The sequence below is a fragment of the Oceanibium sediminis genome (assembly GCF_003265325.1).
In the GTDB taxonomy this organism is placed as follows: Bacteria; Pseudomonadota; Alphaproteobacteria; order Rhodobacterales; family Rhodobacteraceae; genus Halovulum; species Halovulum sediminis.
Window position 1 is genome coordinate 1 of sequence record NZ_QGNX01000018.1, and the last position, 25,431, is coordinate 25,431.

At 60.6% G+C, this 25,431-nt stretch carries 23 protein-coding genes and 1 pseudogene; 17 read left to right on the forward strand and 7 right to left on the reverse strand.

The window, feature by feature from the left end; all coding sequences use genetic code 11:
• Positions 1 to 92 precede the first annotated feature (92 nt).
• Positions 93 to 350 carry a protein NO VEIN domain-containing protein gene (locus DJ029_RS22540; protein ID WP_157966466.1) on the reverse strand — a complete coding sequence of 86 codons (258 nt, stop codon included), beginning with the start codon at positions 348 to 350 and terminating at the stop codon, positions 93 to 95.
• Between DJ029_RS22540 and DJ029_RS22240 the strand changes: the two genes are divergently transcribed.
• The 14 genes from DJ029_RS22240 to DJ029_RS20260 all read left to right on the forward strand — a co-directional run bounded on the left by DJ029_RS22240 (position 255) and on the right by DJ029_RS20260 (position 16,650).
• A complete protein-coding gene (locus DJ029_RS22240; protein ID WP_232823159.1) occupies positions 255 to 548 on the forward strand; it encodes a hypothetical protein in 294 nt (97 codons plus the stop codon). The genes DJ029_RS22540 and DJ029_RS22240 overlap by 96 nt on opposite strands.
• Positions 549 to 800: 252 nt before the next feature.
• Complete coding sequence (locus tag DJ029_RS20200; protein WP_112324293.1) at positions 801 to 2,891, forward strand: acetate--CoA ligase family protein; 2,091 nt, start codon at positions 801 to 803, stop codon at positions 2,889 to 2,891.
• Between the two features lie 52 nt (positions 2,892 to 2,943).
• Positions 2,944 to 3,969 (forward strand): ABC transporter substrate-binding protein, encoded by a 1,026-nt coding sequence (locus DJ029_RS20205; RefSeq protein WP_112324294.1) that lies wholly within the window; start codon positions 2,944 to 2,946, stop codon positions 3,967 to 3,969.
• A 118-nt stretch (positions 3,970 to 4,087) separates the two neighbouring features.
• Positions 4,088 to 5,734, forward strand: coding sequence for an ABC transporter permease subunit (locus tag DJ029_RS20210; protein WP_112324295.1), 1,647 nt, complete (start codon positions 4,088 to 4,090; stop codon positions 5,732 to 5,734).
• Positions 5,734 to 6,822, forward strand: coding sequence for an ABC transporter ATP-binding protein (locus DJ029_RS20215; protein ID WP_112324296.1), 1,089 nt, complete (start codon positions 5,734 to 5,736; stop codon positions 6,820 to 6,822). The genes DJ029_RS20210 and DJ029_RS20215 overlap by 1 nt, the downstream gene beginning before the upstream one ends.
• Complete coding sequence (locus tag DJ029_RS20220; RefSeq protein ID WP_112324297.1) at positions 6,819 to 8,507, forward strand: glycerol-3-phosphate dehydrogenase/oxidase; 1,689 nt, start codon at positions 6,819 to 6,821, stop codon at positions 8,505 to 8,507. The genes DJ029_RS20215 and DJ029_RS20220 overlap by 4 nt, the downstream gene beginning before the upstream one ends.
• Positions 8,504 to 10,036, forward strand: coding sequence for an FAD-binding oxidoreductase (locus DJ029_RS20225; protein WP_112324298.1), 1,533 nt, complete (start codon positions 8,504 to 8,506; stop codon positions 10,034 to 10,036). Before DJ029_RS20220 ends, DJ029_RS20225 begins: the two co-directional genes overlap by 4 nt.
• Positions 10,033 to 11,469 carry an FGGY-family carbohydrate kinase gene (locus tag DJ029_RS20230; RefSeq protein WP_112324299.1) on the forward strand — a complete coding sequence of 479 codons (1,437 nt, stop codon included), beginning with the start codon at positions 10,033 to 10,035 and terminating at the stop codon, positions 11,467 to 11,469. The genes DJ029_RS20225 and DJ029_RS20230 overlap by 4 nt, the downstream gene beginning before the upstream one ends.
• A gap of 11 nt (positions 11,470 to 11,480) precedes the next feature.
• Entirely contained in the window at positions 11,481 to 12,878 is a 1,398-nt protein-coding gene (locus tag DJ029_RS20235) for an aldehyde dehydrogenase family protein (RefSeq protein WP_112324300.1), read from the forward strand.
• A 5-nt stretch (positions 12,879 to 12,883) separates the two neighbouring features.
• Positions 12,884 to 13,684 carry an enoyl-CoA hydratase/isomerase family protein gene (locus tag DJ029_RS20240; protein ID WP_112324301.1) on the forward strand — a complete coding sequence of 267 codons (801 nt, stop codon included), beginning with the start codon at positions 12,884 to 12,886 and terminating at the stop codon, positions 13,682 to 13,684.
• Positions 13,681 to 14,439, forward strand: a complete 759-nt coding sequence (locus DJ029_RS20245; RefSeq protein ID WP_112324302.1) for an enoyl-CoA hydratase/isomerase family protein — start codon at positions 13,681 to 13,683, stop codon at positions 14,437 to 14,439. Before DJ029_RS20240 ends, DJ029_RS20245 begins: the two co-directional genes overlap by 4 nt.
• Positions 14,440 to 14,452: 13 nt before the next feature.
• Positions 14,453 to 15,058 carry a TetR/AcrR family transcriptional regulator gene (locus DJ029_RS20250; protein ID WP_157966468.1) on the forward strand — a complete coding sequence of 202 codons (606 nt, stop codon included), beginning with the start codon at positions 14,453 to 14,455 and terminating at the stop codon, positions 15,056 to 15,058.
• A gap of 3 nt (positions 15,059 to 15,061) precedes the next feature.
• Complete coding sequence (locus DJ029_RS20255) at positions 15,062 to 16,213, forward strand: iron-containing alcohol dehydrogenase (RefSeq protein ID WP_112324304.1); 1,152 nt, start codon at positions 15,062 to 15,064, stop codon at positions 16,211 to 16,213.
• Positions 16,207 to 16,650 carry an acyl-CoA thioesterase gene (locus DJ029_RS20260; protein WP_112324305.1) on the forward strand — a complete coding sequence of 148 codons (444 nt, stop codon included), beginning with the start codon at positions 16,207 to 16,209 and terminating at the stop codon, positions 16,648 to 16,650. Before DJ029_RS20255 ends, DJ029_RS20260 begins: the two co-directional genes overlap by 7 nt.
• A 690-nt stretch (positions 16,651 to 17,340) precedes the next feature.
• Here the strand turns inward: DJ029_RS20260 and DJ029_RS20265 are convergent.
• From DJ029_RS20265 to DJ029_RS20285, 5 genes are all read right to left on the reverse strand, one after another.
• The gene (locus DJ029_RS20265; protein ID WP_112324306.1) at positions 17,341 to 17,973 is read right to left on the reverse strand and encodes a trimeric intracellular cation channel family protein; all 633 of its coding nucleotides are present in this window, start codon (positions 17,971 to 17,973) and stop codon (positions 17,341 to 17,343) included.
• Between the two features lie 97 nt (positions 17,974 to 18,070).
• Positions 18,071 to 19,039 carry a glutathione S-transferase family protein gene (locus tag DJ029_RS20270; protein WP_112324307.1) on the reverse strand — a complete coding sequence of 323 codons (969 nt, stop codon included), beginning with the start codon at positions 19,037 to 19,039 and terminating at the stop codon, positions 18,071 to 18,073.
• A 12-nt stretch (positions 19,040 to 19,051) separates the two neighbouring features.
• The gene (gene ygiD, locus DJ029_RS20275; RefSeq protein WP_112324308.1) at positions 19,052 to 19,873 is read right to left on the reverse strand and encodes a 4,5-DOPA-extradiol-dioxygenase; all 822 of its coding nucleotides are present in this window, start codon (positions 19,871 to 19,873) and stop codon (positions 19,052 to 19,054) included.
• Positions 19,874 to 19,932: 59 nt separating this feature from the next.
• On the reverse strand, positions 19,933 to 20,364 hold the full coding sequence (locus DJ029_RS20280) for a DoxX family protein (protein ID WP_112324309.1): 432 nt from the start codon (positions 20,362 to 20,364) through the stop codon (positions 19,933 to 19,935).
• Positions 20,365 to 20,387: 23 nt separating this feature from the next.
• Positions 20,388 to 20,963 (reverse strand): NADPH-dependent F420 reductase, encoded by a 576-nt coding sequence (locus DJ029_RS20285; RefSeq protein ID WP_112324312.1) that lies wholly within the window; start codon positions 20,961 to 20,963, stop codon positions 20,388 to 20,390.
• A gap of 130 nt (positions 20,964 to 21,093) precedes the next feature.
• On the opposite strand from DJ029_RS20285, the gene DJ029_RS20290 reads away from it, so the two are divergent.
• Together DJ029_RS20290 and DJ029_RS20295 are read left to right on the forward strand one after the other, a co-directional pair.
• The gene (locus tag DJ029_RS20290; protein ID WP_112324310.1) at positions 21,094 to 22,020 is read left to right on the forward strand and encodes a LysR family transcriptional regulator; all 927 of its coding nucleotides are present in this window, start codon (positions 21,094 to 21,096) and stop codon (positions 22,018 to 22,020) included.
• Positions 22,021 to 22,141: 121 nt separating this feature from the next.
• Positions 22,142 to 22,827, forward strand: a pseudogene (locus tag DJ029_RS20295) (IS6 family transposase).
• 361 nt (positions 22,828 to 23,188) lie between these two features.
• Here DJ029_RS20295 and DJ029_RS20300 read toward each other — a convergent pair.
• Positions 23,189 to 23,755 carry a recombinase family protein gene (locus tag DJ029_RS20300; protein ID WP_112324313.1) on the reverse strand — a complete coding sequence of 189 codons (567 nt, stop codon included), beginning with the start codon at positions 23,753 to 23,755 and terminating at the stop codon, positions 23,189 to 23,191.
• A gap of 619 nt (positions 23,756 to 24,374) precedes the next feature.
• Between DJ029_RS20300 and DJ029_RS20305 the strand changes: the two genes are divergently transcribed.
• The gene (locus DJ029_RS20305) at positions 24,375 to 25,082 is read left to right on the forward strand and encodes an IS6 family transposase (RefSeq protein ID WP_112324311.1); all 708 of its coding nucleotides are present in this window, start codon (positions 24,375 to 24,377) and stop codon (positions 25,080 to 25,082) included.
• The last annotated feature ends 349 nt before the right edge of the window (positions 25,083 to 25,431 follow it).

The following is a 25,431-nucleotide window of genomic DNA, read 5'->3' on the forward strand; positions in this document are numbered from 1 at the left end:
CTACAATCCACGCCGACGGCATTCAGCATTGGGCTGGAAAAGCCCGGTCGCCTTCGAGCGGAAAGTGGCCTAAACGAGCACTTGGGGCGGCACTAAAACGGGACAGGTCCACTTGCTATCACCCGCGATGAAAAGATCACCTGGACTAGTTTCCATCGTTCACCCATCCTTTTCGCGACGTCGAATTCGTTGCGGGAGATGAAAGCGCGAGCGGCCGTGGACTCTACAGCCGCTTTGATCTCCAGTCCTGAGGTTTGGAACTCTTCTTTGTGCTCTATGTCGTAGCCAAAGCGATCGTATATAAGCGCAACATGTCGTGGTTTGTGGCCATCACGACGCAAAGCCGACATTATCGCAAGTTCTCCGGCGTCTCCCTTCTTTCCTTCCTTCGTGCCTGGCAACACCGCACAATCGGCGATCCTCTGGCCGCAGAGCTCAACGCCCGAGGGATCGTCACCCGCCGCAACGGGCGGTGGCATGTGTTGAATGTCAGGAATCTGTTGGGGCGGCTGGGTGAACGCATCGCGACGAAGGAGGTGAGTCCATGACGTATCCCGAGCGGAGTTCGATAGTACCGCGAGTCGCCTTGGTTCCCGCGGCGATGTGAGTGTGCTGTCGATCAATTGGCGCTTCGGCAGAGGGTTGGGGGTGTAGCCCTGCGTCGGTCGTGATCTGAAAATATTAATGAATTTCAGATGGTTTCGCGAGTTCTTCTGGTTTCACACGCATACGTCGACGGTAATTGACAAAACGTCAATGTATATGTACGTAACGTCAGTGAAGGATATAGCGAGGCGAAGATGAACTGTGCCCATGATGTGAAAGATTCCGGCTCCCAATCAGAATCGCTGGAGTCGCTGCTCTCGCCCCGGCGCATTGCCGTCGTCGGTGTGTCGGCTGCCGATCCGCAGTCTTGGGGGCATCGCGTGGTGCGGGTGCTGATCGACGGCGGGTTTGACGGTGACGTGCACGTCGTCCACCCGAAAACAGACTTTCCTGGCGTTCCAACTGTGCGCGCTATCGCCGACATTCCCAATCCCGAACTGGTGGTCATCTGTGTTCCAGCTGAACGTGCTATTGGCGTCGTGTCGGAGGCTCGCTCGGCAGGGGCCAAGGCCGTCATCGTATTTGCATCGGAGTTTGCTGAGGCAGGTGCTGAGGGGGCTGCGCTTCAAGATCGCTTGGTCGAGGCTGCCGGTGGCATGGCGATGCTTGGGCCCAACTGCTTTGGAATTTCGAACCGGGTAGACGATGTGAAGTTGTCGGCCGCGCCATTCCTGAACCACACCCTGCGTGGTCCGGGCGAGGTTGCGCTCGTGGCGCAGTCGGGCGCGTTGGGGCTTGTCTTGTCTCGCTGTGTTGAAGAGGCAGGCAGCGGCTATTCCTACTTTGTCAGCGTCGGTAACGAAGCGACTTTGGGCGCCACCGAGATTGCGCGCCACCTGGTAGAGCGGGACGAAGTGAACGTGGTTCTTCTCTACATCGAGGCGCTGCGTGATCCCCGGAACCTGGCCGAAACCGCTACCCGTGCCGCCGCATTGGGCAAGCGCGTTGTACTGTTGAACGCTGGGCGCTCTGAAGCAGGGCAGCGGGCGGCGCTGTCCCATACGGCGGCCATCGTCGGCAATGACATGTTCCTGCAATCGCTGTGCGACGATTTCGGCATCGTGCGGATCCATGACGACGATGAGGTCAAACCGGTGCTTGCCGCGCTGGAGCGCGACTGGCAGATGCCGGTCAATCCACGTGTCTGCATTCTTTCCAACTCGGGAGGGGCAGGGGCGGTTCTGGCCGATCAGGTTGAGGCGGCCGGCGGTCGGGTGGTTGCCTTGGCCGATGAAACACGCAGGAAGGTCGCCGAGATCGGCATGATTGGGGCCGGTGACACAAACCCGATTGATATCGGGGGCGGCTGGGAGGCCACGCTGGATTTGTTCAAGCCGACCCTCGACACGCTGATCGCCGCCGATGAGGTTGATGCGCTGATCGTCTATATCGCTTTCGGTGAAATGTGCGCCGACCAGGTGGTGCCGATCGCACAATACTGTTCGGACAGTAATAAACCGGTGACATTCATCTGGCAGATCGCTCCGGCGGCCGGATTGGCGCAGGTTGAAACCCCCGGCATTCTCGCCACCAGCATGGGGGAAGGCGTGCGCATGCTCGGCGCCCAGATGAAGCTGAGCGCGCCGCGGAGCGCGACATGGAGGGATCTGGCGCAGACCAACCTGGTCCTGCCCGATCTGGTCGGGGGGCAGAAGACGCTGGCCGAGTACGAAAGCAGCCAGCTTCTGGGTCAGCATGGGATGCGCTTCGTCCCCTGTGAGTTCGGCAAAGTCGATGCGCTGGAGGATCTGACAGCGCGGGTCGCGACCCAAGGGTGGGATCTGCTTGTGGTCAAGGGCAATGCCCATGACGTGCCGCATCGCAACCGGGTTGGGCTTGTCCGGGTCGGCGTCACGCCGGCGGAACTCCCCGGCACGTTGGCAGAGATGGCGAAGACGCTGAACGATCACTCGAAGGATCCGGCGCGCGGGTTGCTTGTGCAGCCCATGGTGTCTTTTGACGCTGAAATCGGCGTCGGAGCGCTGCGCGACCCGCTCTACGGTCCGGTCGTTGTGATCGGTCCCGGCGGTGTCGGCATAGAAGAGGCGAGCGGTGCGCGCGACGCACTGCTGCTGAACACCGATAGCGCCAATTGGGACGCCTATGCGGCCAGGGTCGAGGCGCGCCACGGCTTGGCGCCCGGTGCACTGCGCCCGGTGATTGAAGGCATCGCCTTTGTCATGGGAAGCGACGACATCGCGGAAATCGACGTGAACCCGATGGTGCGCGGCGAAGAGGGCGGGCTGGTCGCGCTCGACTCGCTCATCGTGGTGAATCGCAACTGAACCAACCGGTCCCCGGCAAACCCGCCCGGGACCAAATAGTGGAGGAGAAGAAATGAAAAAACTGATCACATTCGCGGCCATCGCCGCAACGGCTTCGGCGGGGTCGCTTGCAGCACAGGACAAGCCGGATCACATCGTCGTAGCGAACACCGGAGGCCCGTACCTGCAAGCGGTGCTGGACGCCACCGGCAAGGCTTTTGAGGAGAAGACCGGCATCGAGGTACTGGGCGATGGCCCGCAAACCCTGCCGCAGCTTCAGCAGATGGTGCAGGCGGACCGCGTGACTTGGGACGTGGTCGAGGTTCCTCCGGTATTCACCATGCGCTATTGCGGCGAACTCTTCCAGGAGCTGCCCGAAGACCTGCAGAACTATGAGAACGTGCTTCCCGGATTTGGTAACAAATGCGGCATTAACAGTGTCGGTTACGCCAACATCATGCTCTACAACACCAGCGCGTTCCCTGATGGCGGGCCACAGAACTGGGCCGACTTCTTCGATACGGAGAAGTTCCCGGGCAAGCGCGGCCTATGGGACGGTGCGGAGGGTGTGAACCTGGAAATCGCCCTGATGGCCGACGGCGTCGCGCCCCAGGATTTGTATCCGCTCGACCTTGATCGCGCCTTCGCGAAGCTCGACACCATCCGCGATGACATCGTGTTCTGGCGCTCGGGTGCGCAATCCACCCAGATGATGGAAAGCGAAGAGGTCGACATGCTGATGGCATGGTCCTCGCGGGCCTATCCCGCGCTCAAGAACGGCGCTCCGTTCGAGCCGGTCTGGAACCAGCACATCATCTACAACAACGTGCTGACGATCCCGAAAGGCGTTGCCCATCCCGACGTCAGTGCCGACTTCATCCGCACCGCGATGGAGGCCGCCCAGCAGGCGCGGGTTTCCGAGCTTTATCCGGTGACGCCCGGTGTGATCGGAACCGAGCCCGATCTGGACGAAGCCGGCCAGAAGGTTTTTGCCGCTACGCCCGAGCGTGCCGCAAGCGCCGTGGTTCCCGATCTGCAGTGGGTCGCCGACAACTCGGAAGAGATCAACCGCCGCTGGACCGAGTGGCTGAACAACTGATCGTCATCCACTGACATCCGCGCCGGGCCGCCCCGACTACGGGGCACGGCCCGGCGCCCTCGACCTACGACATCCGCAGGATCATACCGCAGGGCCCGGGGCACTGAACGGAGGAAACATGTCTTCAGGATCATCTAGCTTCATTGCGCGCAACAAAGGCATGCTGATGCTTATGGCGCCGATCGTGGCCTTTCTGGCCGTTTTCTTCGCTTGGCCCGTCGTACTTGTCCTTGCCAATAGTTTTGGAGGGGACGGCGGCCCCATCGGTGAATACGTCGAGTTCTTCACCTCCAGCACCTACGTGCGCATCGTTATCCGCACAATCTTCGTGGCGCTTCTCGTGACCGGGCTCTGCCTGCTGATCGGTTATCCGTACGCCTACCTCATGGTCCGGACCAAGGGGTGGACACTTGCCATCCTTACCGGCGTCGTCTTGTTGTCGTTCTTTACGTCGGTGATGGTGCGCAGCTTCGCCTGGATCGTGATGCTGCAGCGCAACGGCATAATCGACAATATCGCCCAGTTTCTGGGTTTTGACGGCCTCGTACTGCGCGGCACCACGACGGGTGTCACCATCGCGATGGTGCAAGTCATGCTGCCTTTTATGATCTTTCCGCTCTATAGCGCCATGGCAGGTATCGACACGCGAATGGAACGCGCTTCGGTCTCGCTTGGCGCGACGAAATGGACGACCTTCCGTGACATCTGGTTTCCGCTGTCCATGCCCGGCGTCATCGGCGGATCTGTGATTGTCTTTGTCACTTCGCTCGGTTTCTATGTCATTCCTGGCCTAGTCGGGTCCCCCTCGAACCAGCTTCTTTCGCACCTGATCTATTCGTTGATCAATACGGTGTTGAACATCCCACTGGCCTCGGCCGCTTCAGTGGTAATGCTGCTTATGGCGTTGCTGGTAGTTCTGCCAGCCATGATGCGCTTCGATGTAACCGGAAGCTCAACTAGCCGCTTTGCCGGGGACGAGGGGCGCGGCGAGCGTCAGTCGCCATGGCTCTGGATCTGGGCCGCAGTGGTGATCGCACTTCTTCTGGTTCCGGGGCTGGTCGTTATCCCGCTGAGCTTCCCAGAGAACCGCAGCTTCGCTTTCCCCCCCGAAGGCTTTTCCTTGAAATGGTATGCCAATTTCTTCGAGAGCCGGCAGTGGTGGGGGGCGTTCATCACGTCGCTGAAAGTGGCGGTGTTGGTGACGCTGACATCCACCATCCTGTCAGTCTTCGCGGGTCTCGCATTGCGCCGAGCGTCTACCCAAGTGCGGACCGTGATCCGCGCGCTGGTGCTGACGCCACGTATCGTTCCGGGGGTCATTATCGCGCTGGCGGTTTACGGGCTATTCCTCGACTGGAGGCTCAACATCACTACCACTGGTTTTGTGATTGCGCACACAATCATGGCGCTGCCCTTCGCCTTCATCCCGATCGCAGCGACGTTGGAACAGTTCGACACGCGTTTTGAGCAGGCTGCGGCTAGCCTTGGAGCGTCGCGTATCACTACTTTCATCCATATCATCCTGCCGCTGATCAGCACGGGGATGATGACGGGAGCGCTTTTCGCTTTCGTCATCTCCTTCGACGAAGTGGTCGTGTCGCTCTTTGTGGGGGGCGTCGGAATGCGCACACTGCCAGTGCAGATGTTCCGGTCTGTCGCGAACGACATCGACCCGACGATCGCTGCGGCATCAACCATGCTGCTTCTGCTAACGGCGCTCATCGTGATCGCCAGCACAGTCTTAACCCAGAGGAGGGCCCGCTGATGGCTAACGGAACTGCAAGGGGCGCCGCCCTCGAACTGCACGATCTCGGTAAATCCTACGGGGGCCTCAAGGTTCTGGAGGGCGTGAACCTGAATGTCGTGCCTGGTGAATTCGTCACCTTCCTCGGACCTAGCGGATCGGGTAAGACCACCACGCTAAACCTGATCGCGGGCTTTGCCGCCCCGGACGCGGGCGGCCGAATGCAACTTGATGGGCGCTCGCTGGCCGAAGTGCCTGCGCACAAGCGCGATATCGGTGTCGTGTTCCAGAACTATGCCCTGTTTCCGCACATGACGGTGCGCGAGAACATCGCGTTCCCGTTGAAGCAACGCCGCCCACGACCGGATGCGGCGACCATTGCGCGTAGGGTCGATCAGGCGCTGTCATTGGTCCATCTGGAAGCCTACGGTGACCGGCGGCCGGACCAGTTGTCGGGCGGTCAGCAGCAGCGCGTGGCGTTGGCGCGCGCCGTTGTCTTCGAACCGAAATTGCTACTGCTAGACGAACCGCTTGGCGCGCTGGACAAGCGCCTGCGCGAGTCGCTGCAATTGGAACTGCGCCGCATCCACCGGGAACTCGGCGTGACCATTATCTTCGTCACCCATGACCAGGATGAGGCACTGACCCTGTCGGATCGCATCGTGGTCTTCCGCGAAGGTGCCGTTGAACAGGTCGGTACCCCGGCCGAACTCTACAATAATCCCGGCAGCGAATTCGTCGCCACCTTCCTTGGTGACTCCAACACTTTCGCGGGAACGTTGAAGGACGGACAGTTCACGCTTGACCAGGCCGACGCACGCTTTGCGTCCCTGCCCGGAACGCCGGACGGCCCGATCAAGATAATGGTTCGGCCTGAAAACGTGACAGTCTGCGACGACGCGGGTGAGGCCGCTAATGCCGTGCGCGTCACCGTTGACGACGTGGTGTTTTCCGGCGCCACCTTGCGCGTGGAAGGCATCGACGCCAAGGGCAGCCAGTTGATCGCGCGGACCCGCACCGACGGTCCACTACCTAAGATCGGTGATGCAATGTGGTTCTGCTGGGACGCGTCGACGACCCGCATCGTGGCAACCGGCGGCGCAGCATGACGGAGCCTTCCGACTTCAAGGCCGAGCTTGACCGCCTGGCCGCCGACGAACCTTTAGCGGACCGCGCCGCGCACTTGGCGAAGCTTTCGGGCGGCACCTTCGATGTGCTGGTGATCGGCGGCGGTATCACCGGCGCCGGCGTGGCGCTTGACGCTGCGGCCCGCGGCTTCAGCGTGGCGCTGGTAGATGCCGGCGATTTCGCGAGCGGAACCTCGTCGCGGTCCTCCAAGATGATCCACGGCGGCTTCCGCTATCTTCAGACAGGCGATGTCGCCCTTGTCCGCGAGTCCTTGCGTGAACGTCACGCGTTGCAACGCAACGCACCGCATCTTGTACGGGTCATGCCCTTCATGATCCCGCTATTCCTGAAGGGCGGAGTCATCAATCCCAAGTTGTCGCGCGCGCTTGGAGGTGCTCTCTGGAGCTATCAGTTCGCCGGGGCCTGGCGCCTTGGTCGCCGTCACCGCCGGCTGTCCCATGACGAGGTCGAGCGCCACATGCCCGCGCTGGATATGGATCGGATCGGCGCCGGCTACATGTTCCATGATCTGCGCGCCGACGACGCGCGCCTGATGCTGGCCGTTCTGGCCACCGCGGCGACGCGCGGCGCGGTGGTGGTGAACCATGCCCGCTGCACGGGGTTGTCGGAGATGTCGAACGGCATCCGAACGGCCCAGATCGACGTGGACGGTGCCCGAACAGAGGTCAATGCGCGCATTGTGGTCAACGCCACCGGCGTCTGGGCCCAGAAGTTCCTGGAAGGCATCGGCGTGGACAGCCCGCGCAAATTGTCGCCTGCCAAGGGCACTCATATCGTCGTGCCGATCGACCTGATGCGCAATGACGTCGCGGTGAGCCTTCCCGTGGCTAGCGACCGGCGCACCGTGTCAGTGGTCGATGAGGGGCCGTTCGCCTATATCGGGTCGACCGAAACGACTGATCCTGCCGACGTCAGCCAGCCCAGTGTAACGGAAGGCGACCTGACCTACATCCTCGATGGGATCAATCGCCATCTGACGCGCGACATCACGCCGAACGACATTACCAGTGGTTGGGCAGGGTTCCGCCCGCTGGTCGCCGACGGCAAAAGCGCGCGCAGTTCGGATCTTTCCCGCCGTCACAGTATCGAGCTTGAGGCCGAGGGCCTGATCACGGTCACCGGCGGCAAGCTGACCACCTATCGCGAAATGGCGGAAGGCACTGTCGATGCGATCTGCTCAGCGCTGGACCGAAAGGTCCGCTGCTCGACACGGCGGCTGCGCCTCCACGGATACTCTTCTTCCGCGAGCCATCTGAGCGACGGCGACCGGCTTGGGAAACGCTACGGCGACCGGGCAACCAAGATCGAACGGCTGGTGAGACTGGCGCCCGAGTTGGGCGAACGCATCACCCCGCGCGGCGAAACCATCCTAGCCGAGGCCCTGTGGGGGCTGCGGTCGGAGATGGGCGCATCGTTGGCCGACGTTCTGTTCCGCCGCACCCGCATTGCTACCTACGACGGACGCTCCGTGCTGGCCGATGCCGACGCGATTGCAGTGCGCATCGGGCGTGTAGCGGGTTGGGGCGACAACCGTATCGCCTCCGAAACCGAAACCTTGAAAACAGCGCTGCGGCAGGAACTGGGCGTTCTCGCTCTTTCCCTGCCGGACGTCGCTGACAACCGTTCGAAAGAGGACATCACATGAGCCGCACCCCAATCGCCATCGCCCCCCGCCGCCCGGTCGAAATTCCGGGACAACAAGGAATTACGGGCATTGTGCCACGCGAAACGCTGACTGGAAGTGCCGTGGCGGTCGACGACGCCTTCGTACAGGCGCTGGAAAAGGTCTGCACAAAAGTCGACGTGGACGCCAATTCGCGCGCCGATTACGCCCGTGACTGGTGGCCGCTGGGCATGGTGTGGGCAACCACAGGTCATGTCGCTCGGATGCCCGCTGCCGTGGCGCGCCCGGAAAACACCGACGAGGTCGCGGCGATCCTGCGCCTCGCCAACGAGACCGGCATCCCGGTGACCGCCGCGGGTGGACGCAGCGGTGTTCTGGGCAACTCGTTGCCGGTCTTTGGCGGCGTTGTTCTGGACCTCACGCAGCTTTCCGGGATTACCGATCTGCGCGGTGAGGATCTCAGTGTCGATGTCATGGCTGGCACCTTCGGCGACAGCTTTGAGGAAACCCTGCAGAAGGAGGGCTTCACCGCTGGGCATTGGCCGCAGTCGATGAAACTGGCCACCGTGGGCGGCTGGATCGCCTGTTCGGGCGCGGGCCAGATGAGCACGCGCTACGGTACCATGGCCGATATCACCCGCAGTGTGACCGCCGTTCTTGCAGATGGCCGGGTGATCGAAACCTCCCAATTCTCGCACTCTTCAACCGGGCCCGATATGACGCAACTCTTCGTCGGCTCGGAAGGAACGCTGGGGGTGATCGTGTCTGCCTGCCTGAATATTCACAAGAAGGCGGAATACACGGAAAGCGGTGCCTGGGCATTCGACAGCTTCGACGCTGGTGTCGAGGCGATAAAGAGGTTTTCGCACCGGGGAGCACGCCCCGCGGTCGTGCGCCTTTACGATGCCACGGAATCGCGTCGCAACTTTGACACGAAGGACCAGCACATCCTGCTGATCCATAACGAGGGCGATCCCGCTCTCGTTGCGGCGACCATGTCGGTCGTGCGAGCTGAGTGTGATGGCAAGCCGAGCGATACGTCGCTGGTCGAGCGGTGGCTGGGCAACCGGAACAGCGTTCACGCGCTGGATGATCTGATCCTGGAGCGGGCACCCGACACCATGGAGATCACAGCGCCCTGGTCGAAGCTGGCGAAGATCTATCACGATGCCACGGCAGCGATGATGGCCGTGGATGGCACCCGCACGGCGACGGCGCATATCTCGCACGCCTATCCCGGTTCGGCCGGTCTGTATTTCATGTTCGGTGGTCGTCCCGAGATGGCGGACCGCCCGCGGTGGTATCGCGACGTCTGGAACGCCGGGGCCCGGTCGGTTCTGGCCAATGGCGGGAACCTGGCGCACCACCACGGCATCGGGCTGCAACGCGCGCGGCTGATGGGCGAGGCCATGGGCAGCAGCATGGAGGCCTTGCAGGCAGTCAAGGATGCGCTTGATCCCAGGGGTATCCTGAACCCTGGCAAGCTGGGTCTGAAGAGTTCCTTCGGGCCGACGCCGGATTGGGCGGACAGGGCCGCGCCGCAGGAATGAGCCTCGGCGCCCCTTTCGTTCTGGTCATCGACCTCGGCACTACAAGCCTGCGATGCTCGGTGGTGGATGCTACCGGCAGCGTCCGCGCCTGGCGCCAAAGCACTGTGCCGGAAACGCGGGATGGTGACGGGTTGTCCTGGGACGGGGGGGCGCTGGCTGCCCATGTTCTTGCGGATGTGCGCGCGCTGGCCGAACAATGGTCGTTGGCGGGCATCGCCATCGCCAACCAGCGGACTACGGCCCTGATCTGGGACGCGGCCAGCGGCTCGCCCCTAGGGCCTGTGCTGTCCTGGTCAGACAGCCGCACCCGGGACCTGGATCGCGCCCTGCGGGCCCGGGGCGTGGAGATGGTGCCAGGCCTGTCGGTGTCAAAATGGCGCTGGCTTCTGGACCGGGCGGATGCGGATGGCGCGCGGGCCAGGGCCGGTGAGTTGCGCGTTGGGACGCTGGAATCCTGGCTGGTCTGGGTTCTGTCGGATGGCGCGGCTCATATTAGCGATCACGTCAATGCGTCGCATTCAGGGTTGTTGGATCTGGCCACCCTGGACTGGAACCGCGACCTGATGCGGGATCTCAACCTCGACCCATCGCTGTTGCCGCGTCTGGTTTCCTGCCTGCCTGAAGGGCTGCGCGCTGATGCCATCATCGGTACGCCGCCAATCCTGGCAGTCATCGGGGATCAGCAGGCTTCGCTGTACGGGCAGGGGTGTGTCGCACCGGGAACCGCCAAGATCACATTTGGTACTTCAGGTGTCCTCGACATGGTGCTGGGGGACGTGCCCTTCGCCACACCGTCGCGCGCTGCTTTTGGTAATATTGCGCTCAGCACGCCGGAAGGCGTTAGTTTCGGCACTGAGGCATCGGTGATGTCGGTGGGTAGCGCGGTGGAATGGCTCATACGCTTGGGCGTCCTCACAGAAGCCGGTGATATCGACCGGATCGTCGACCCGACGGTGCGCGGCGACGCTTTGTTCGTAGCAGCGCTTGATGGGCTCGGTGTGCCGCATTGGCAACCGCGCGCGCGCGCGTCTTTCTTCGGACTTTCGGGCGCCACCGGACCCGGGGAAATGGTGCGTGCTGTCCTTGAAGGGATCGTGGCTGGCACCGCGGATATCATCGCACAAATGGAACAGGCCACCGGCCAACGCCTTGAGCGCATCAGCATCGATGGCGGCCTCACCCGCAGCGACGCGTTCTGCGCAATCCTTGCCGCTACCATTGATCGCCCGCTCTACCGTGCCCCGAGCGTAGAGGCGACGACGCGCGGCGCCGCCATGCTGGCTCATCGCGGCTTGGGGCTGCCCACCCCAATGGCCGGTGAATCCGAGCAACTTCTTGCCTCCAACGGCGCCGTTGCGGCCGATCTGGAGGGTTGGCGCGACGCCACGGCGCTGACACTTGCACACACGAAGAACCGCAAAAAACCGGTCTGAAAGGATAATTCATGGATACCTACGATACCGCCTTGGTAAACGGCAAAATCGTTACGCTCGACGGCACCCGCGAACAGGTGCTGGCAAGTCCCCTGACCGGCCAGGAAAGCCGCAAGACGCGCCACGGAGACGCGGCCGACATCGCCGCCGCGGTTGCGGCTGCGCGTACTGCCTTTGAACGCTGGTCTCATACCGATGCCGACACGCGCCGCACGACGATCGAGGCGCTGGCCGCGAAGATCGAGGAGCGTTCCGAGGATCTCGCGGCTGCGATCAACGCCGAAGTAGGGACCCCCGAGAAGATCGCCAAGGCGGTCCAGGCGGGCTTGCCGGTCCACGTGCTTCGAGGTTTCGTAAGCGACCTGGATTCCGCCCTCGCGGAGGAGAGCATTGCGCATTCCAGCGTGCAGTACCGTCCGATCGGGGTAATTGCCGCGATCACTCCGTGGAACTATCCGTTGCATCAAGCGATGTGCAAGATCGGTGCGGCGCTCGCGGCTGGCTGCACGCTGGTGCTGAAGCCGAGTGAGCTGACCCCGCGTACCAATGCACTGATGATGGAAATCCTGGCGGAAATCGTTCCCGCTGGCACGATCAACGTCGTGCCAGGTGATGCGGAAACCGGCGCTCAATTGATTGATCACGACGGCATCGACGCCGTGTCCTTCACCGGATCGGTTGAAGGTGGTCGCGCCGTGGCGCAGGCAGCAGCGAAAGCGCTGAAGCCCTGCGGGCTGGAACTGGGCGGCAAGTCGGCCGGCATTTTGCTGGATGATGCTGATTCCGAAGTTGCGCTGAAGGCGATGGTCAACGGTGGTCTTCTTAATAGCGGACAGACCTGCAACGCGCTGACCCGCATCCTTGTGCCTCAGGCCATGATCGGTGATGCCGCAGCGCAGATTGGTACGTTGGCGGAGAAGATGGCGGCGCGTCTCGGCCCGGTTATCTCGAAAGATCAGTACGACCGGGTGCAGGGCTTCATCGAACGTGCTCAAGAAGACGATGCAGTGACCCTGATTGCAGGGGGCACCGGCCATCCGGAGGGGCAGGAGCAGGGGTACTTCGTGCGCCCGACAGTCTTTGTCTGCACGGATCCGAAGGCCGAGATCGTGACGAAGGAAGTCTTCGGTCCCGTGCTTGTCGTGCTGGGCTATGCCGACGAAGACGAGGCGGTAGCGCTGGCCAATGGCACCGATTACGGCCTGGCCGCCGCGGTCTGGGGCAAGGATACATCGCGGATCGACGCGATCACAAGCCAGCTGCGAGCGGGCCAGATCGACGTGAATGGCGCGCCCTTCAATCCGCGTGCGCCCTTTGGTGGCTTCAAGCAATCGGGCAGTGGCCGGGAAATGGGATTGCACGGCATCCGCGAATTTCAGCGCCCCGTGTCTATCCAGAGAAAGGGGTAAGACAGATGAGTGAACAGCATACGATCCTGGAAACCATCGAAGATGGCGTTGCGCGCCTTACGTTGAACCGTCCCGATGCAATGAACACCATGACCCCGGCATTCTTGGACGATGTTCTCGAACAGCTTGAAAGCATTGCCGACGACAACGCGATCCGTGTCCTTATCCTGACCGGGGCAGGGCGCGCATTCTGTGCAGGTGGCGATCTGAAGCGTGGCCCCGGCGGGGCCGTGGCGGGTGATCCGCCGCTATCTGCGCAGGTGGGGCGGCTGCGCAGGTTCATGCGCTCTTCTCAACTGTTGCGGGACATGCCTAAAATCACGATCTCTGCGATCAACGGCGCCTGTGCGGGGGCTGGCTTTTCCTGGGCCTGCGCGACCGACCTGCGGTTTGCCTCCAGTAAGGCGCGGTTTGCCACGGCATTCCGTAACGCGGCTCTGTCGGGGGATTTCGGAGGAACGTGGTTGCTGCCGCGCATTGTGGGTGCGGGGCGTGCGCGCGACCTGTATTTGCGCTCGAAACCCATCACTGCACAAGAGGCGCTGGATATCGGTCTTGTATCGAGCATCCATGAACCCGACGCTCTGATGGAGGCTGTAACCGAGGTCGCGCGCGATCTGGCAGCCGCGGCGCCCTTGGCATTGCCGCTGATCAAGCAAAACCTAAACGATGCTGACGAGATCGGTTTTGCCGAGGCGTTGGACCGCGAAGCGCGGCGTCATTCCGCCATGGTCGCAACTCATGACGGTACAGAAGCCGCCCGCGCCTTTACCGAAAAGCGCCAGCCGAATTGGAGTGGACAATGACCATCGACTTGACATGGAACGATGAGCGGAGCGTCGCGACGGTCACTCTGAACCGTCCAGAAGCCCTGAATGCAATGACAGGTGAGGCGCTTGGCGAAGTGGCCCATGCCTTTCAGGAGGCTGACGCCAACGGCGCGCGCGTCATCCTTTTACGCGGAGCTGGCCGTTCTTTCTGCGCCGGTGCCGATCGCAAGCAGTATCCAGGCTTCAAGTCCAGCGAAGATAACGTCGGCGTCGCGCAGAATGCGATCGAGATCGGCATCCATCTGAAACGCGCTCTGACGGGGACAAATGCGCTGACCGTGGCGCAGGTGCACGGCCATGTGGTCGGTGGCGGTCTTGTCATGGCCATGTGCTGCGACATGCGTTTTGCTGCCGAGGATGCAAAGCTGTCGCTGCCTGAACTCAAATTGGCTCTGCCGCTGGGCTGGGGGGCGCTCTATCGCCTGATTGAGTTGGTTGGCACGACGCGCGCTTGGTCCATGCTGGCTGAATTCGAGGTTCTTTCGGGTCGCCAAGGCGTCGAGGCGGGGTTGATATCTGACGCTTTCCCGGCTGATGAACTGGATGATAAAGTACAGCAGCGTATAGAAAATCTGTTGCAAATAGATGCCGAAGCCCTCTTCCTGACAAAACGTCAATTCCGCGCGATCGCGACACGTGCCTCGCTAGGCAACCTCGAAGATCTTGATGGCGCGCTTCTGCTGGGGCCGCTGCGCGGGCCGAATGTCCGGAAAAAATTCGCAGGACTCTGAGAGGAAGAAGCTTATGCCGGGGAAATCCGCAGCAGGACAGGATCAAGTTGATACCGCCGCCAAGGTCGAAGAAGCCGTTCTGGATATGATCCAGGAACAGGGCGTGCTGAACGGCATCAATTTGAACGATGTGGCGAAGGCCGCCGGGGTGAGCCGGACGTTGGTGTATCACCACTTCGGATCCCGGCGCGCGCTTTTGCGGTCTGCTATCAAGCATGAGCTGAACAGGCAGCAGGTTGAGACCAAGACGCCGACCGAACCCATGCGCCTTGGTGCGCGGGTAGCGCATGGATTGCGGTCGCTGCTTGCGAGCGGGTTTTATCTGCGCTTGACTACGCTGTTGCACCTGGACGGCTCCACCGCACCGCGCCTGATGCCCAACGCTGAAACCACGCTGTTGAGGCTCGAACGTGACCACGCGCTTGGTCTGGTGCCAGAAACTGACGACCTGCCGGCGTTGCACGCCAGCTATGCTGCCGCAGTATATGGCTATGCCCTGTTTCGCGAAATCTTCGCGCGCGATCTGGGCATCGACGTCGAAGAGTTGGACGTGCGGGTCGCGGCACAACTAGAGAAACTTTACGATCCGGTACTGCCGGAGGGTCGTCCGGAGACTTGAAGAATGAAACCGTTCACATTCGACACCACGCCCTCGGTCCGGTTCGGGCCAGGTCTGCTCGACACGCTTGGCGAGTTTGCGGGAAATCTTCTGGGTGCGCGGGTTGTCATCGTGACCGATCCCGGGATGATGGCCACAGACATGCCCCATCGCGCCGAGCGCGCATTGCGCGCCGCTGGCGCAGAAGTCGCCCTGTTTCGAGAAGTTGAAGCGGATCCTTCGGAACGACTGGTCATCGAGGCACGTGACGTTTTGCGCGAATTCGGAGCGACCGGCGTGCTCGGCCTTGGCGGTGGATCGTCGCTTGATGTTGCCAAGCTGGCTGCGGCCCTTGCGGCCAGCGGTGCAGCGCTTGGCGAGTGTTATGGTATCGGTAAACTGCCTGCCGGTCGCCTTCCGCTGGTCCTTGTCCCGACAACGGCGGGAACAGGGTCGGAAGTGACACCGATAGCCATCATCACCACCGGGGAAAAAGAGAAGTCCGGCGTCGTCAGCCCGGTGTTGCTACCGGATCTGGCGGTGCTTGATCCCGAAACCACGCTTGGACTTCCCGCATCCACCACGGCCGCGACAGGCGTGGACGCAATCGTACACGCCATCGAATCTTACTGCTCTACCAGCGCCAACAACAACCCTGTGTCACGCGCCTTGGCCAGCGAGGCCTTGCGACTGATGGGGCAATCGCTTGAGACCGCGGTTAAGGCCCCGGGCAATCTGGCCGCGCGCTCCGACATGCTGCTGGGATCGCTTCTTGCCGGCCAATCTTTCGCAAATTCCCCGGTCGCGGCAGTACACGCCTTGGCATATCCCATCGGAGGGCGTTTCAATATTCCACACGGCCTTTCGAATGCCTTGGTTCTACCGCATGTTCTGCGATTCAATGTGGTGACGGCGCCGGAATGCTATGCCGAGATCGCACCGCTTCTGTTTCCCGAACTGGCCAGTGAAACTGATCGAGCGACGGCGTTCTGCGACGCGCTACAGGCTTTGGCAGGGCGCTGCGGTCTGCCGCCGCGCCTGCGTGACGTAGGGATCGAGCGCGTCGCGCTTCCCGAAATGGCGGACGACGCGATGAAACAGACGCGGCTATTGATCAACAATCCTCGGCCGGTTACTCGGTCGGATGCTCTCGGGATCTATGAAGCGGCATGGTAGAGTCACCCCAGCGCAATCTCGATGCCTATCCGCATACTTTGCAGCTTCCGACGCGTTGGAATGACAACGACAGCTTCGGGCATATGAACAACGCCATGCACTACCAGCTGTTCGATACGGTAGTGAACCTTCTGCTTAGGGATCTCGGCAGTCTGCAAGAGGCGAATGGCGCAAGCCGTTTCCTGGTTGTCGAAACCGGCTGTCGCTATTTCGCCGAGATGGCGTATCCGGACATTGTAAACGTGGGCTTGGTTGTCCGGAACCTAGGTCGCTCTTCGGTCAGATATGATCTAGCATTGTTCCGGAATACAGAGCGGGAGGCTGCGGCGGTGGGATTTCTGGTGCACGTTAATACTTCTGAGGGACGAGCAATCGCGATGGACGAAGATCTACGGAATCGGCTGGAAAAGTATCTAAGGAAGACCGCATCCTTGTGAACTTCTGAGATTATGCCGTTTGGATAGCTTTGTGATTGTTACCTGACACATCAGTGCTAGAGTTGGGGGGGTGAAGAGTTAACCAGACGGCATTGCAATATGGCAAGCTTGCGGTGTGTTCACACAAGCTGAAGGAGAAGGCATCCATGTGAGAGGTTGCCATCATCAGAGCCGATCTCGCATAGAACGTGTTCGGATTGCGTTGTGCCTCCGCTGAGGATGCTGGTGTGTTCGACAAGATCCTGGCCCCGCCGCGGCTCATTCGTTTCGCTGCCAGTCGCGATTGAACTGAATGGCCGTTTGAACTAAGGCGCGATCAATACTTACAATGACTTAGGGTCCAGAGAGCGTTCGATCCTGGTCGCGTCCGCTCCGCCACTTGCCCCTGCGAGAGCGTTCTCCCCACTCGGAATTGGCCGGATATTTCCTTTGTTTTCGAGGGTTATGAGGGTGGGGCTGAGCACTGGCCATGCCGCTAGGTGGCATGAAATCGGTCTCTCAGGGCCGGTATTCTCCGGACCTCATGACTGTGCGGATTTGGTGAATTTCCTTCAAGTAATTGATAAAGACGAAATCTTACTAGCCCCGAAAGTGCTTGGATTGGGGTCGCGAATGCTACTGGCGCGACTGGCATCGAAGCCTCTCAGATGTCCCAGGGGTGCTGACGGGGGACATGTCAAAGTGCTGCGCTCAGAGGAGGTCCTTCGGATCGCGTCCGGGCCGGGGCCTGTAAGCCGGCAGGTTCCAATGAAACTGCAGCGCGCCACCGCGTATGATCAGGGCCAGCAAGAACCCTGCGCCGACCGACAGCGCGAGCGAGAGTCCGAGCCCAGAGAGCGATACGAAGAGCACGGCTCCCGCCATGGCTGCTGCGACATAGACTTCCTGACGCGTCAGAACCGAAGGCTCGTTGGTGAGAACGTCACGGATGATGCCCCCCAGCGTACCGGTCAACATGCCCATCACGACGGCAACGGTCGGAGAGCCTGTCACAAGAAGTCCCTTGTAGGCCCCAAAAATACCGTAGGCCGCCAGGGCCACGGCGTCGAGCCAGAGAAGCAGGCGGTAGCGCGACTCGATCGCAGGCGCGGCGAAGTACACGAGCACGCCAACCACCGCACAAATCAGGACGTACATGGGCCGCTCAACCCAGAACACCGGAACGTCCAGGATGAGATCACGTGCGGTTCCACCGCCGATGCCGGTAACTGATGAGAGAAACAGGAATCCGATGACGTCGAGTTGATTGCGCGAGGCTGCCAATGCGCCTGTTGCACCAAAAAGAGCGACGCCAAGATAGTCGAGCGCTTCTATCAGAGTCATTGATGCTTCCTTCTTGATAAAAGCGGCGGCCCGACGCAGCAATCTGAATTGCAGGAAAGAATTTGCCTGTACGGAGGAGCGTAGACAAGCGAGCGATTCACTCAACGCCGCCGTGGAGGAAGGCCTCGACATGAGCCGGCGGCCTCGGCACGACGCCGAGTGGATTGAGCGCTTTGATCGAGTAGTAGCCCTGCAGGATGTGGCCCATATCCACCGTTTCGCGCACGCCGGGGACCTTGAGGATCCGCTCAAGATATGCGGACAGACGCTGGTAGTCCCGGATTTCCCGGCGGTTTGTCTTGAAGATACCGTGATAGGCCGCGTCGAAGCGGATGAGTGTGACGAAGGCTCGGATGTCACTCTCCGTCAGCGTGTCGCCGAACAGGAAGTCGCCGGCCAGCCGGTCTTCGAGTTCGTCGAGCATCGCGAAGATACCGTCCATTGCCTGGTCGTAGGCCGTCTGAGATGTCGCAAAGCCGGCCTTGTAAACCCCGTTGTTCAACTGGTCGTAAATGCGCGGGTTCAGTGCGTCGATCTCGGCCGCATGCGCTTCCGGGTACAGACGGATTTCGGACGGCACGAGATGCTCGAAGGCGGTGTCGAACATCCGCAGAATATCCGCGCTTTCGTTGTTCACCATAACGTCCCGCTTCATGTCCCAGATTGCCGGAACAGTCGCGCGTCCGGTGAAATGCGGATCGGCACGGGTATAGATTTCATGCATGTACTCCGCCCCAAAGAGCGGGTCTTGGTCAGCGCCGAGATAGCCACCGAAACTCCAGCCCTGATCGGTCAGGGTCGGGTTCACGATGGTCACCTCAATCATCTTTTCCAAACCTTTCAGTTTGCGTGCAATCAGGGTTCGGGATGCCCAGGGGCAGATCAGCGCGACATAGAGGCGATAGCGTCCGGGCTCGGCCGCGAAACCGCCTTCCCCCGTCGGGCCGGGGCGGCCATCCGCAGTGATCCAATTGCGAAAGCTCGAAACCTGGCGCACAAAACGACCTTTCTCGTCTGCCTTCTGCACCGGCTGCCAGTCTTCCATCCATTTTCCGTCGATAAGCATGGTCCAGTCTCCTCAATTCGTGTGGAAGATGAACGAGCGCATCGACACCGACCCGAGGTCGATGGAGTCGGTCATGAAAGTCAGGTCGTCGCGTGCGTCCGACGCGCCGGCAATGGTGAGTGCCGGCAGGTAGTGATCCACTGTCGGATGAGCGGCGGAGAGAAGGGGGCCAAGCCCTTGGGAATCCGCAAGCGCGGCGAAGTCTCGGTCCGCGAGGCGATCGGCGAAAAGGGCGTCGAACTCCAGCGCGAAATCATGCGGCTTGCCGCCCGGACGCATGGCGCGCAGGTTGTGGACGACGTTGCCTGACCCCAGGATAAGGACGCCACGGTTGCGCAGCTCAGACAAGGTGCGGCCAATCGCTATTTGGTGGTCGAGTCCGCGGCCCAAGTCGATCGAGACCTGGAAGACCGGCACATCGGCTTCCGGGTAGAGGAACTTCAGAACGGCCCAGGCACCATGGTCCAGGCCCCAGCTCTCGTCCTCCTGCGCCCTGTGGCTCTTGAGCAGCGTAACGACTTCACGCGCCAGTTCTGGCTGACCAGATGCCGGATATTCCTGGGCATAAAGCGCCTCGGGGAAGCCGTGGAAATCGTGGATCGTGCGTGGCATCGCGGACACGTCAATCAGCGTGGTGCCGCGAGTCATCCAATGGGCCGACACGACCAGAATTGCCTTCGGACGCGGGAGGCTCCTTCCAAGCTCGGACCAGGCCCGGTTGTAATCATTGTCCTCGATCACGTTCATCGGACTGCCATGGCCAAGAAACACGACCGGAAGCCGATCAGAGGGGGCGAAGCGGTCATGTAGATCCTGAAGGCTATGTGTTTGCATGCTAAGTCTCCCGAGTGGGGCCGGACCACACATTTGCGGTCCGGCAGTCTGGTTGGAGTTCAGGCGAACTTGCCGAGGGCGCGCTCGAGAACCGGCAGGCGGAGCGCGTAGGCGCCGGCGCCCAGGATCAGGATCACGCTCTGCACAACGGCCCAGAACAGCGGGAACTCCCAGCCGCCACCCTCGTTCGAGAAGGACCAGCCGAAGCCCGAATGAGCCCAGACCGACCCGAGCAGGATCGCCACCAGCGGGATCGAAACGGTACGGACGCCCAAGCCGAGGATCAGAGCCAGGCCGCCACCGAGTTCGCCGAGAATGGTCAGGTGCGCAAGGAACCCGGGCAGCCCGAGGCCTTCGAAGAAGGCCACCGTACCGGGGATGGTGAAGAGGCTCACCTTCATCCAGCCGTGGGCGAGGAAGGCCACGCCACTGGTTACACGAAGGACGAGGGCGGCGAAGTCAGCGTTGCTGTTTGCGGAATAGTTGGACATGTCAGTCACTCCTATGGGTTCGTTCATGCCGCTTGCCAGCGCGGCGCGATTGCCGTGCCCTTGCCGAGCACGTATCCGAATTGAATGTTCATGAAGCCGAGGGGCTCGAGGTAGCGGGCGTTTTTCAGCGGCCCGGCATCGACGGCGTCGAACCCGGCCTCGGACGCCAGCGCCTTCACCGACTGCTTCGCGTCCCCGTCGTCAGACGCGACGAAGGTCTGGATTGGCGTCCCCCCGGAAGCCAGGTCGTCGGCGTAGTGCTGCGCGAATACCGTGTTGAAGGCCTTCACGACCGTGGCGCCGGAAAATGCCTTCGCGATTTCCTCGGCGGCCGAGCTGTCATGTCCAACCTGCAGACCCGAGAAATCCTCGGTGACCGGGTTCGAAACGTCGACAACGACCTTGCCGGTGTAATCCGCCTTCGTCGCCAGTTCCGCCGCCGCCCCGTAGGGCGTCGCCAGGATGACAAGGTCTGCGCTTCCAACAGCGGCGTGCAGGTTCGCGTCGCGGCCATAGGCCGTTACATCATGCGATGTTGCGGACAGGGATTTTGCAAGGCCGGAGCCAATATTGCCGTTCCCGATGATTGCGATCTTCATGGTCTTCTCCATTTGTCTGCCGTCACATTCGACGGGCTGTTTCGATCTGTCGTGAAGTTATGACTTGCGCGGCGTCAACAAAATGGAGATGTTAAGGAATAACTATCCACAATTTGTTCTGAATTGAGATATGGACCGCATCGACCAGCTTCGAGCTTTCGTCGCCACCGCCCAGACCGGCTCCTTCACTGCTGCTGCGGATCAGCTGGGTATTTCGAACCGGCTCACGTCCAAATACGTTGCCGAACTCGAGACGCGCCTTGGCGTGCGCCTATTCCAGCGCACTACGCGCAAGGTCGGTTTGACACCGGCAGGCGAAGACCTTCTCGGCCGCGCACCAGCGCTGCTGGACGAATTCGACGAAGTCCTGAGCGCGGTTGCCGAAGGCTCAAAAGGGCTCTCCGGTATACTGCGAGTATCCGCGCCGCTGACATTCGGTGAAGTCTACGTGGTGGGCATGCTGGGCCGCTTCTCGGTGGTCCATCCGGCCCTGTCCATCGACCTGCGCCTCAACGACCGATATCAGGACCTCGCCGCCGAGGGCCTCGACCTGGCCTTCCGGCTCGGGCATTTCGATCAGGCTTCTCTCAAGGTTCGCCGGCTTGGAATGTTTGGAAGTGTCCTGGTGGCAAGCCCGGACTACCTTGAAAGACACGGAACGCCAAAGGCGCCTGAGGACCTTTCGGGCCATGCCTGTATTGTAGACACGAACCGGCGCAACCCTCGCCGTTGGGTGTTTCGCAAAGATGGCAAGGAAACGGCAGTGACGGTCACGGGCCGATTTCAGGTGAACTCCGCCAGTGCCGCTGTCGATCTCGCAGTTGATGGCGTGGGACTGGCCTATGTGCCGAGCTTCGCCCTGCGCGGGAATGTCGAAGCAGGTCACCTCGTCTTGCTCGTCGAAGACTACACTTCCGAAAGTGCCCCTGTCGGTGCGGTCTATCTGGAGGGCCGGGCCATCCCACGTAAGGTTCGGGCGCTGATCGACTTCGCGGCCGAGGACTTCAAGCGGTCAAGCCATGGGCAAGGCGTCCCGCGGACATTGCGAGGGCCGTGAGGACCGGTGCCTTCGGCTTTTCTGTCGTGGTTCTGGCCGCACACCTACGGTGAGCGACCACAGTGGCTTTGTCAGAACAAATTGGGTTGAGGCGGGCAGGGCGGTTTCGTAGCTTTCACCCATAACAAAAAGTGACCCGTTCAAGGGCTTTCACAGCAGCCCCGAGATTATCCGCCTGGCGGTCATGGTGTACCTTCGATTTCCGCTTTCGCTCCGCAATGTTGAAGACCTGCTGCACGAGCGCGGTGTCGATATTTGCCATGAAACGGTTCGGTTCTGGTGGAACCGTTTCGGCCCGATGTTTGCTGCAGAGATCCGGCGAAACCGGGTCAGCCGGAAGCGGGCATATTCGAACTGGCAATGGCATCTGGACGAAGTTTCCCTGAAGATCAATGGCGAGACGCACTACCTTTGGCGTGCCGTGGATCACGAGGGAGAGGTGCTGGAAACCTATGTGACGAAGCGCCGTGATCGCAGAGCAGCATTGAAATTCATAAGAAAATCAATGAAGCGCAACGGTCGCCCCCATATTCTGGTGACCGACAAACTCCGGTCCGACGGAGCGGCACTGAAGGACATCGGGAATGTCTACAAGCAGGAGGCTGGCCGCTGGTTGAATAACAGGGGGGGGAGAACTCACATCTCCCATTCCGACGACGGGAACGGGCGATGCAGCAGTTCCGGCGGATACGAAGTCTTCAGATGTTCGCCTCCGTCCACGCCTCCGTCACCAACCACTTCAACACCGACCGCAGCCTATACCCCCGCGCCAACTTCAAGCTGAACCGTGACGCTGCTCTCGCGTAGTGGCACCTACTTGGCGCGGCTAAACGGACAGTGTCGCTGTTCTTTTGCAGACGAGTTCGAATCCGTCTGACAGCACCGCCACAAGAATAGACGCCACTCAAGGTTTTGATTTTAAATGGTTTAAGTTGGCGGCGAATTTCTCTTCCACACACGTTTCCCACACACGCTTACGTCACACGCAAAATGGCGAGCCGGGGGCGAATCCAACGATGCAGCTATAAAGCTGCCGTGCTCTTAAAAGAGTTTGAGGGGCCTGTGTAAGGCTCGTATGCGGCCGCTAGTTGCCACATACTGAGGTTGGCTAATCGAGATCAGAGCTCGTCACCCCGTTAGGGATGGCAAGCTGATTTAAGCCATTCTATCACGCTACTTTTGGCTCCGAGTGAGCGCTCAAGATCCGATAGACTGACCGCTCTGATATTCCGAGTTGTCGTGCCACCTCACGCTTGCTGAGACCTCCTGAGGCAAGCTCTAGGACCTCTGGAGCCTTCCCTTGAGCGGTAGGCCTACGCCCCTTGTAGCGCCCCTCTCGCTTCGCCTTGGCGATACCTTCTCGCTGCCGCTCGAGCATCATCTCCCGCTCAAACTGGGCGACCGAACCAAGCACGTTCAGCATCAGCTTGCCCGTGGCGGTGTTGGTATCGAGGCCAAGGTCAAGAATCCTGAGCCCTACCTTCTTTGCTTCTAGTTCCTCAACGATCTCGCCCAAGTGCCGTACCGAACGGGCCAGCCGATCGAGCTTTGTCACCACCAGCACATCCCCTTCTCTGGCATAGTCCATAGCGCCACGGAGAGACTCCCTGACGCCGACTGAGCTCGTCCGCTCCTCCCATACCTTTTCGCAGCCGATCGCCCTCAGTGACTCTCTCTGCGCCTCCAGCCCTGCAATTTGCTCCAGGGTTGAGGTCCTAGCGTAGCCGATCAGCATGATCGTGCCCTCCTGTCTGTCATTGATGTCTAAGACGTTGCGGCAGATGTCTGCCAAAAGCCGGAAACCGACTTCATTGACAGGCAATCCCTCCACCTTTCAGGGCTGCCACTAGAGCAAGGTCTAATGGCAGATGCTTAATTGGTGGCGCTGGCGGCTTTGGCATGGAGCGGTGAAGTTTTTCCAATTCCCCAGAAGGGGTGGGGGGGCTTTAGAGGGCACTTCAAAAATCGGGGGGATTATTATTCCTTATTGTTGTTGTCAGAAATGGCTTAGCCTCCAAAGAGAGGTCAGCGTACCTGACTGCTGGTGTCCGGGAGGCAAGGCCCCTTTACCGAAGGGTGGGGCATTCAGGCTACGCCTTACGCACTACAGTAATGGCTTGAGGAGGGCCTTAGTTTGCCCTGAGTACTCCTAAGACATACCATGATGTGGCTAGATAGAAGGAGCTGTCTATTTACCTTAATCCCTGCATAAAAGGACTATCGATCGCTGCTCAATAGCTTGCATTCGCTCCGTAGAGGCTGGACAAAATCTAATCAGCTGCGTGTCCCCACCAACTGGCTTTGTCGGAACAAATCGGCTTGAGGCGGGTAGGGCGGTTTCGTAGCGTCCACCCATGACAAAACGCGCCCCTTTCATGTACTTTCACAGCAGCCCGGAGATCATCCGCCTGGCGGTTATGATGTACGTTCGCTTTCCGCTTTCGCTCCGCAACGTCGAGGATCTGCTGCACGAGCGCGGCATCGACATCAGCCACGAGACTGTGCGGTACTGGTGGAACCGGTTTGGCCCGATGTTCGCCGCAGAAATTCGTCGTAAACGTGTCCAGCGAATGGGTGCGTACTCGAATTGGCAGTGGCACCTGGACGAGGTATTTGTGAAGATAAACGGCGAAACGCATTACCTTTGGCGGGCCGTTGATCACGAGGGCGAAGCGCTGGGATCCTTCGTGACGAAGCGGCGGGATCGCAAAGCAAAATTGAAATTTCTCAAGAAAACAATGCGCCGGCATGGATCTCCGAATGCCTTGGTGACGGACAAATTTCGATCGTATGGCGCTGCGATGAAAGTCGTTGGCAACGCGGACCGGCAGGAAACGGGTCGCTGGCTGAACAATCGGGCGGAAAATTCGCACTTACCATTTCGACGACGAGAACGGGCCATGCAGCGGTTCCGCAGCATGCGATGTTTACAGAAATACTCCGCCGTTCAAGCCTCAGTCTGCAATCATTTCAACCAGGAGCGTCACCTCTACTCACGCGACAATTTCAGAGCCGGCCGAGCCGCCGCTCTCGCCGAGTGGCGCCAAATTTGTTCGGCATAGGTTCCGGCATTTGGCGGCCTGCTGAGATTGGTTCGAATCCGTCTGACAGCACCGCCATAAAGCCCGCCTAAAACTTAAAAAAATCAAGATACTAATTGGGCGCGCTTTCATTCATCCCCCATTTTGTCCTCCAAATCCTTCTGGATGCCCGTGGAATATGTCGGCAACGCGGTACGGCTGATATCCTGCGAATGCTAAGCCTGCCTGTTGCCGAGGTGGCGCCAACCTTTCTTTCTTTTGACCTGCCACGGGATTTTTCCTTCCATGCTCGATTAGAGTCCGGCCCAACCCGAGGACGGACAATGAAGCGAACGAGATTCACGGATGAACAGATCATCCTCTGCCCGGC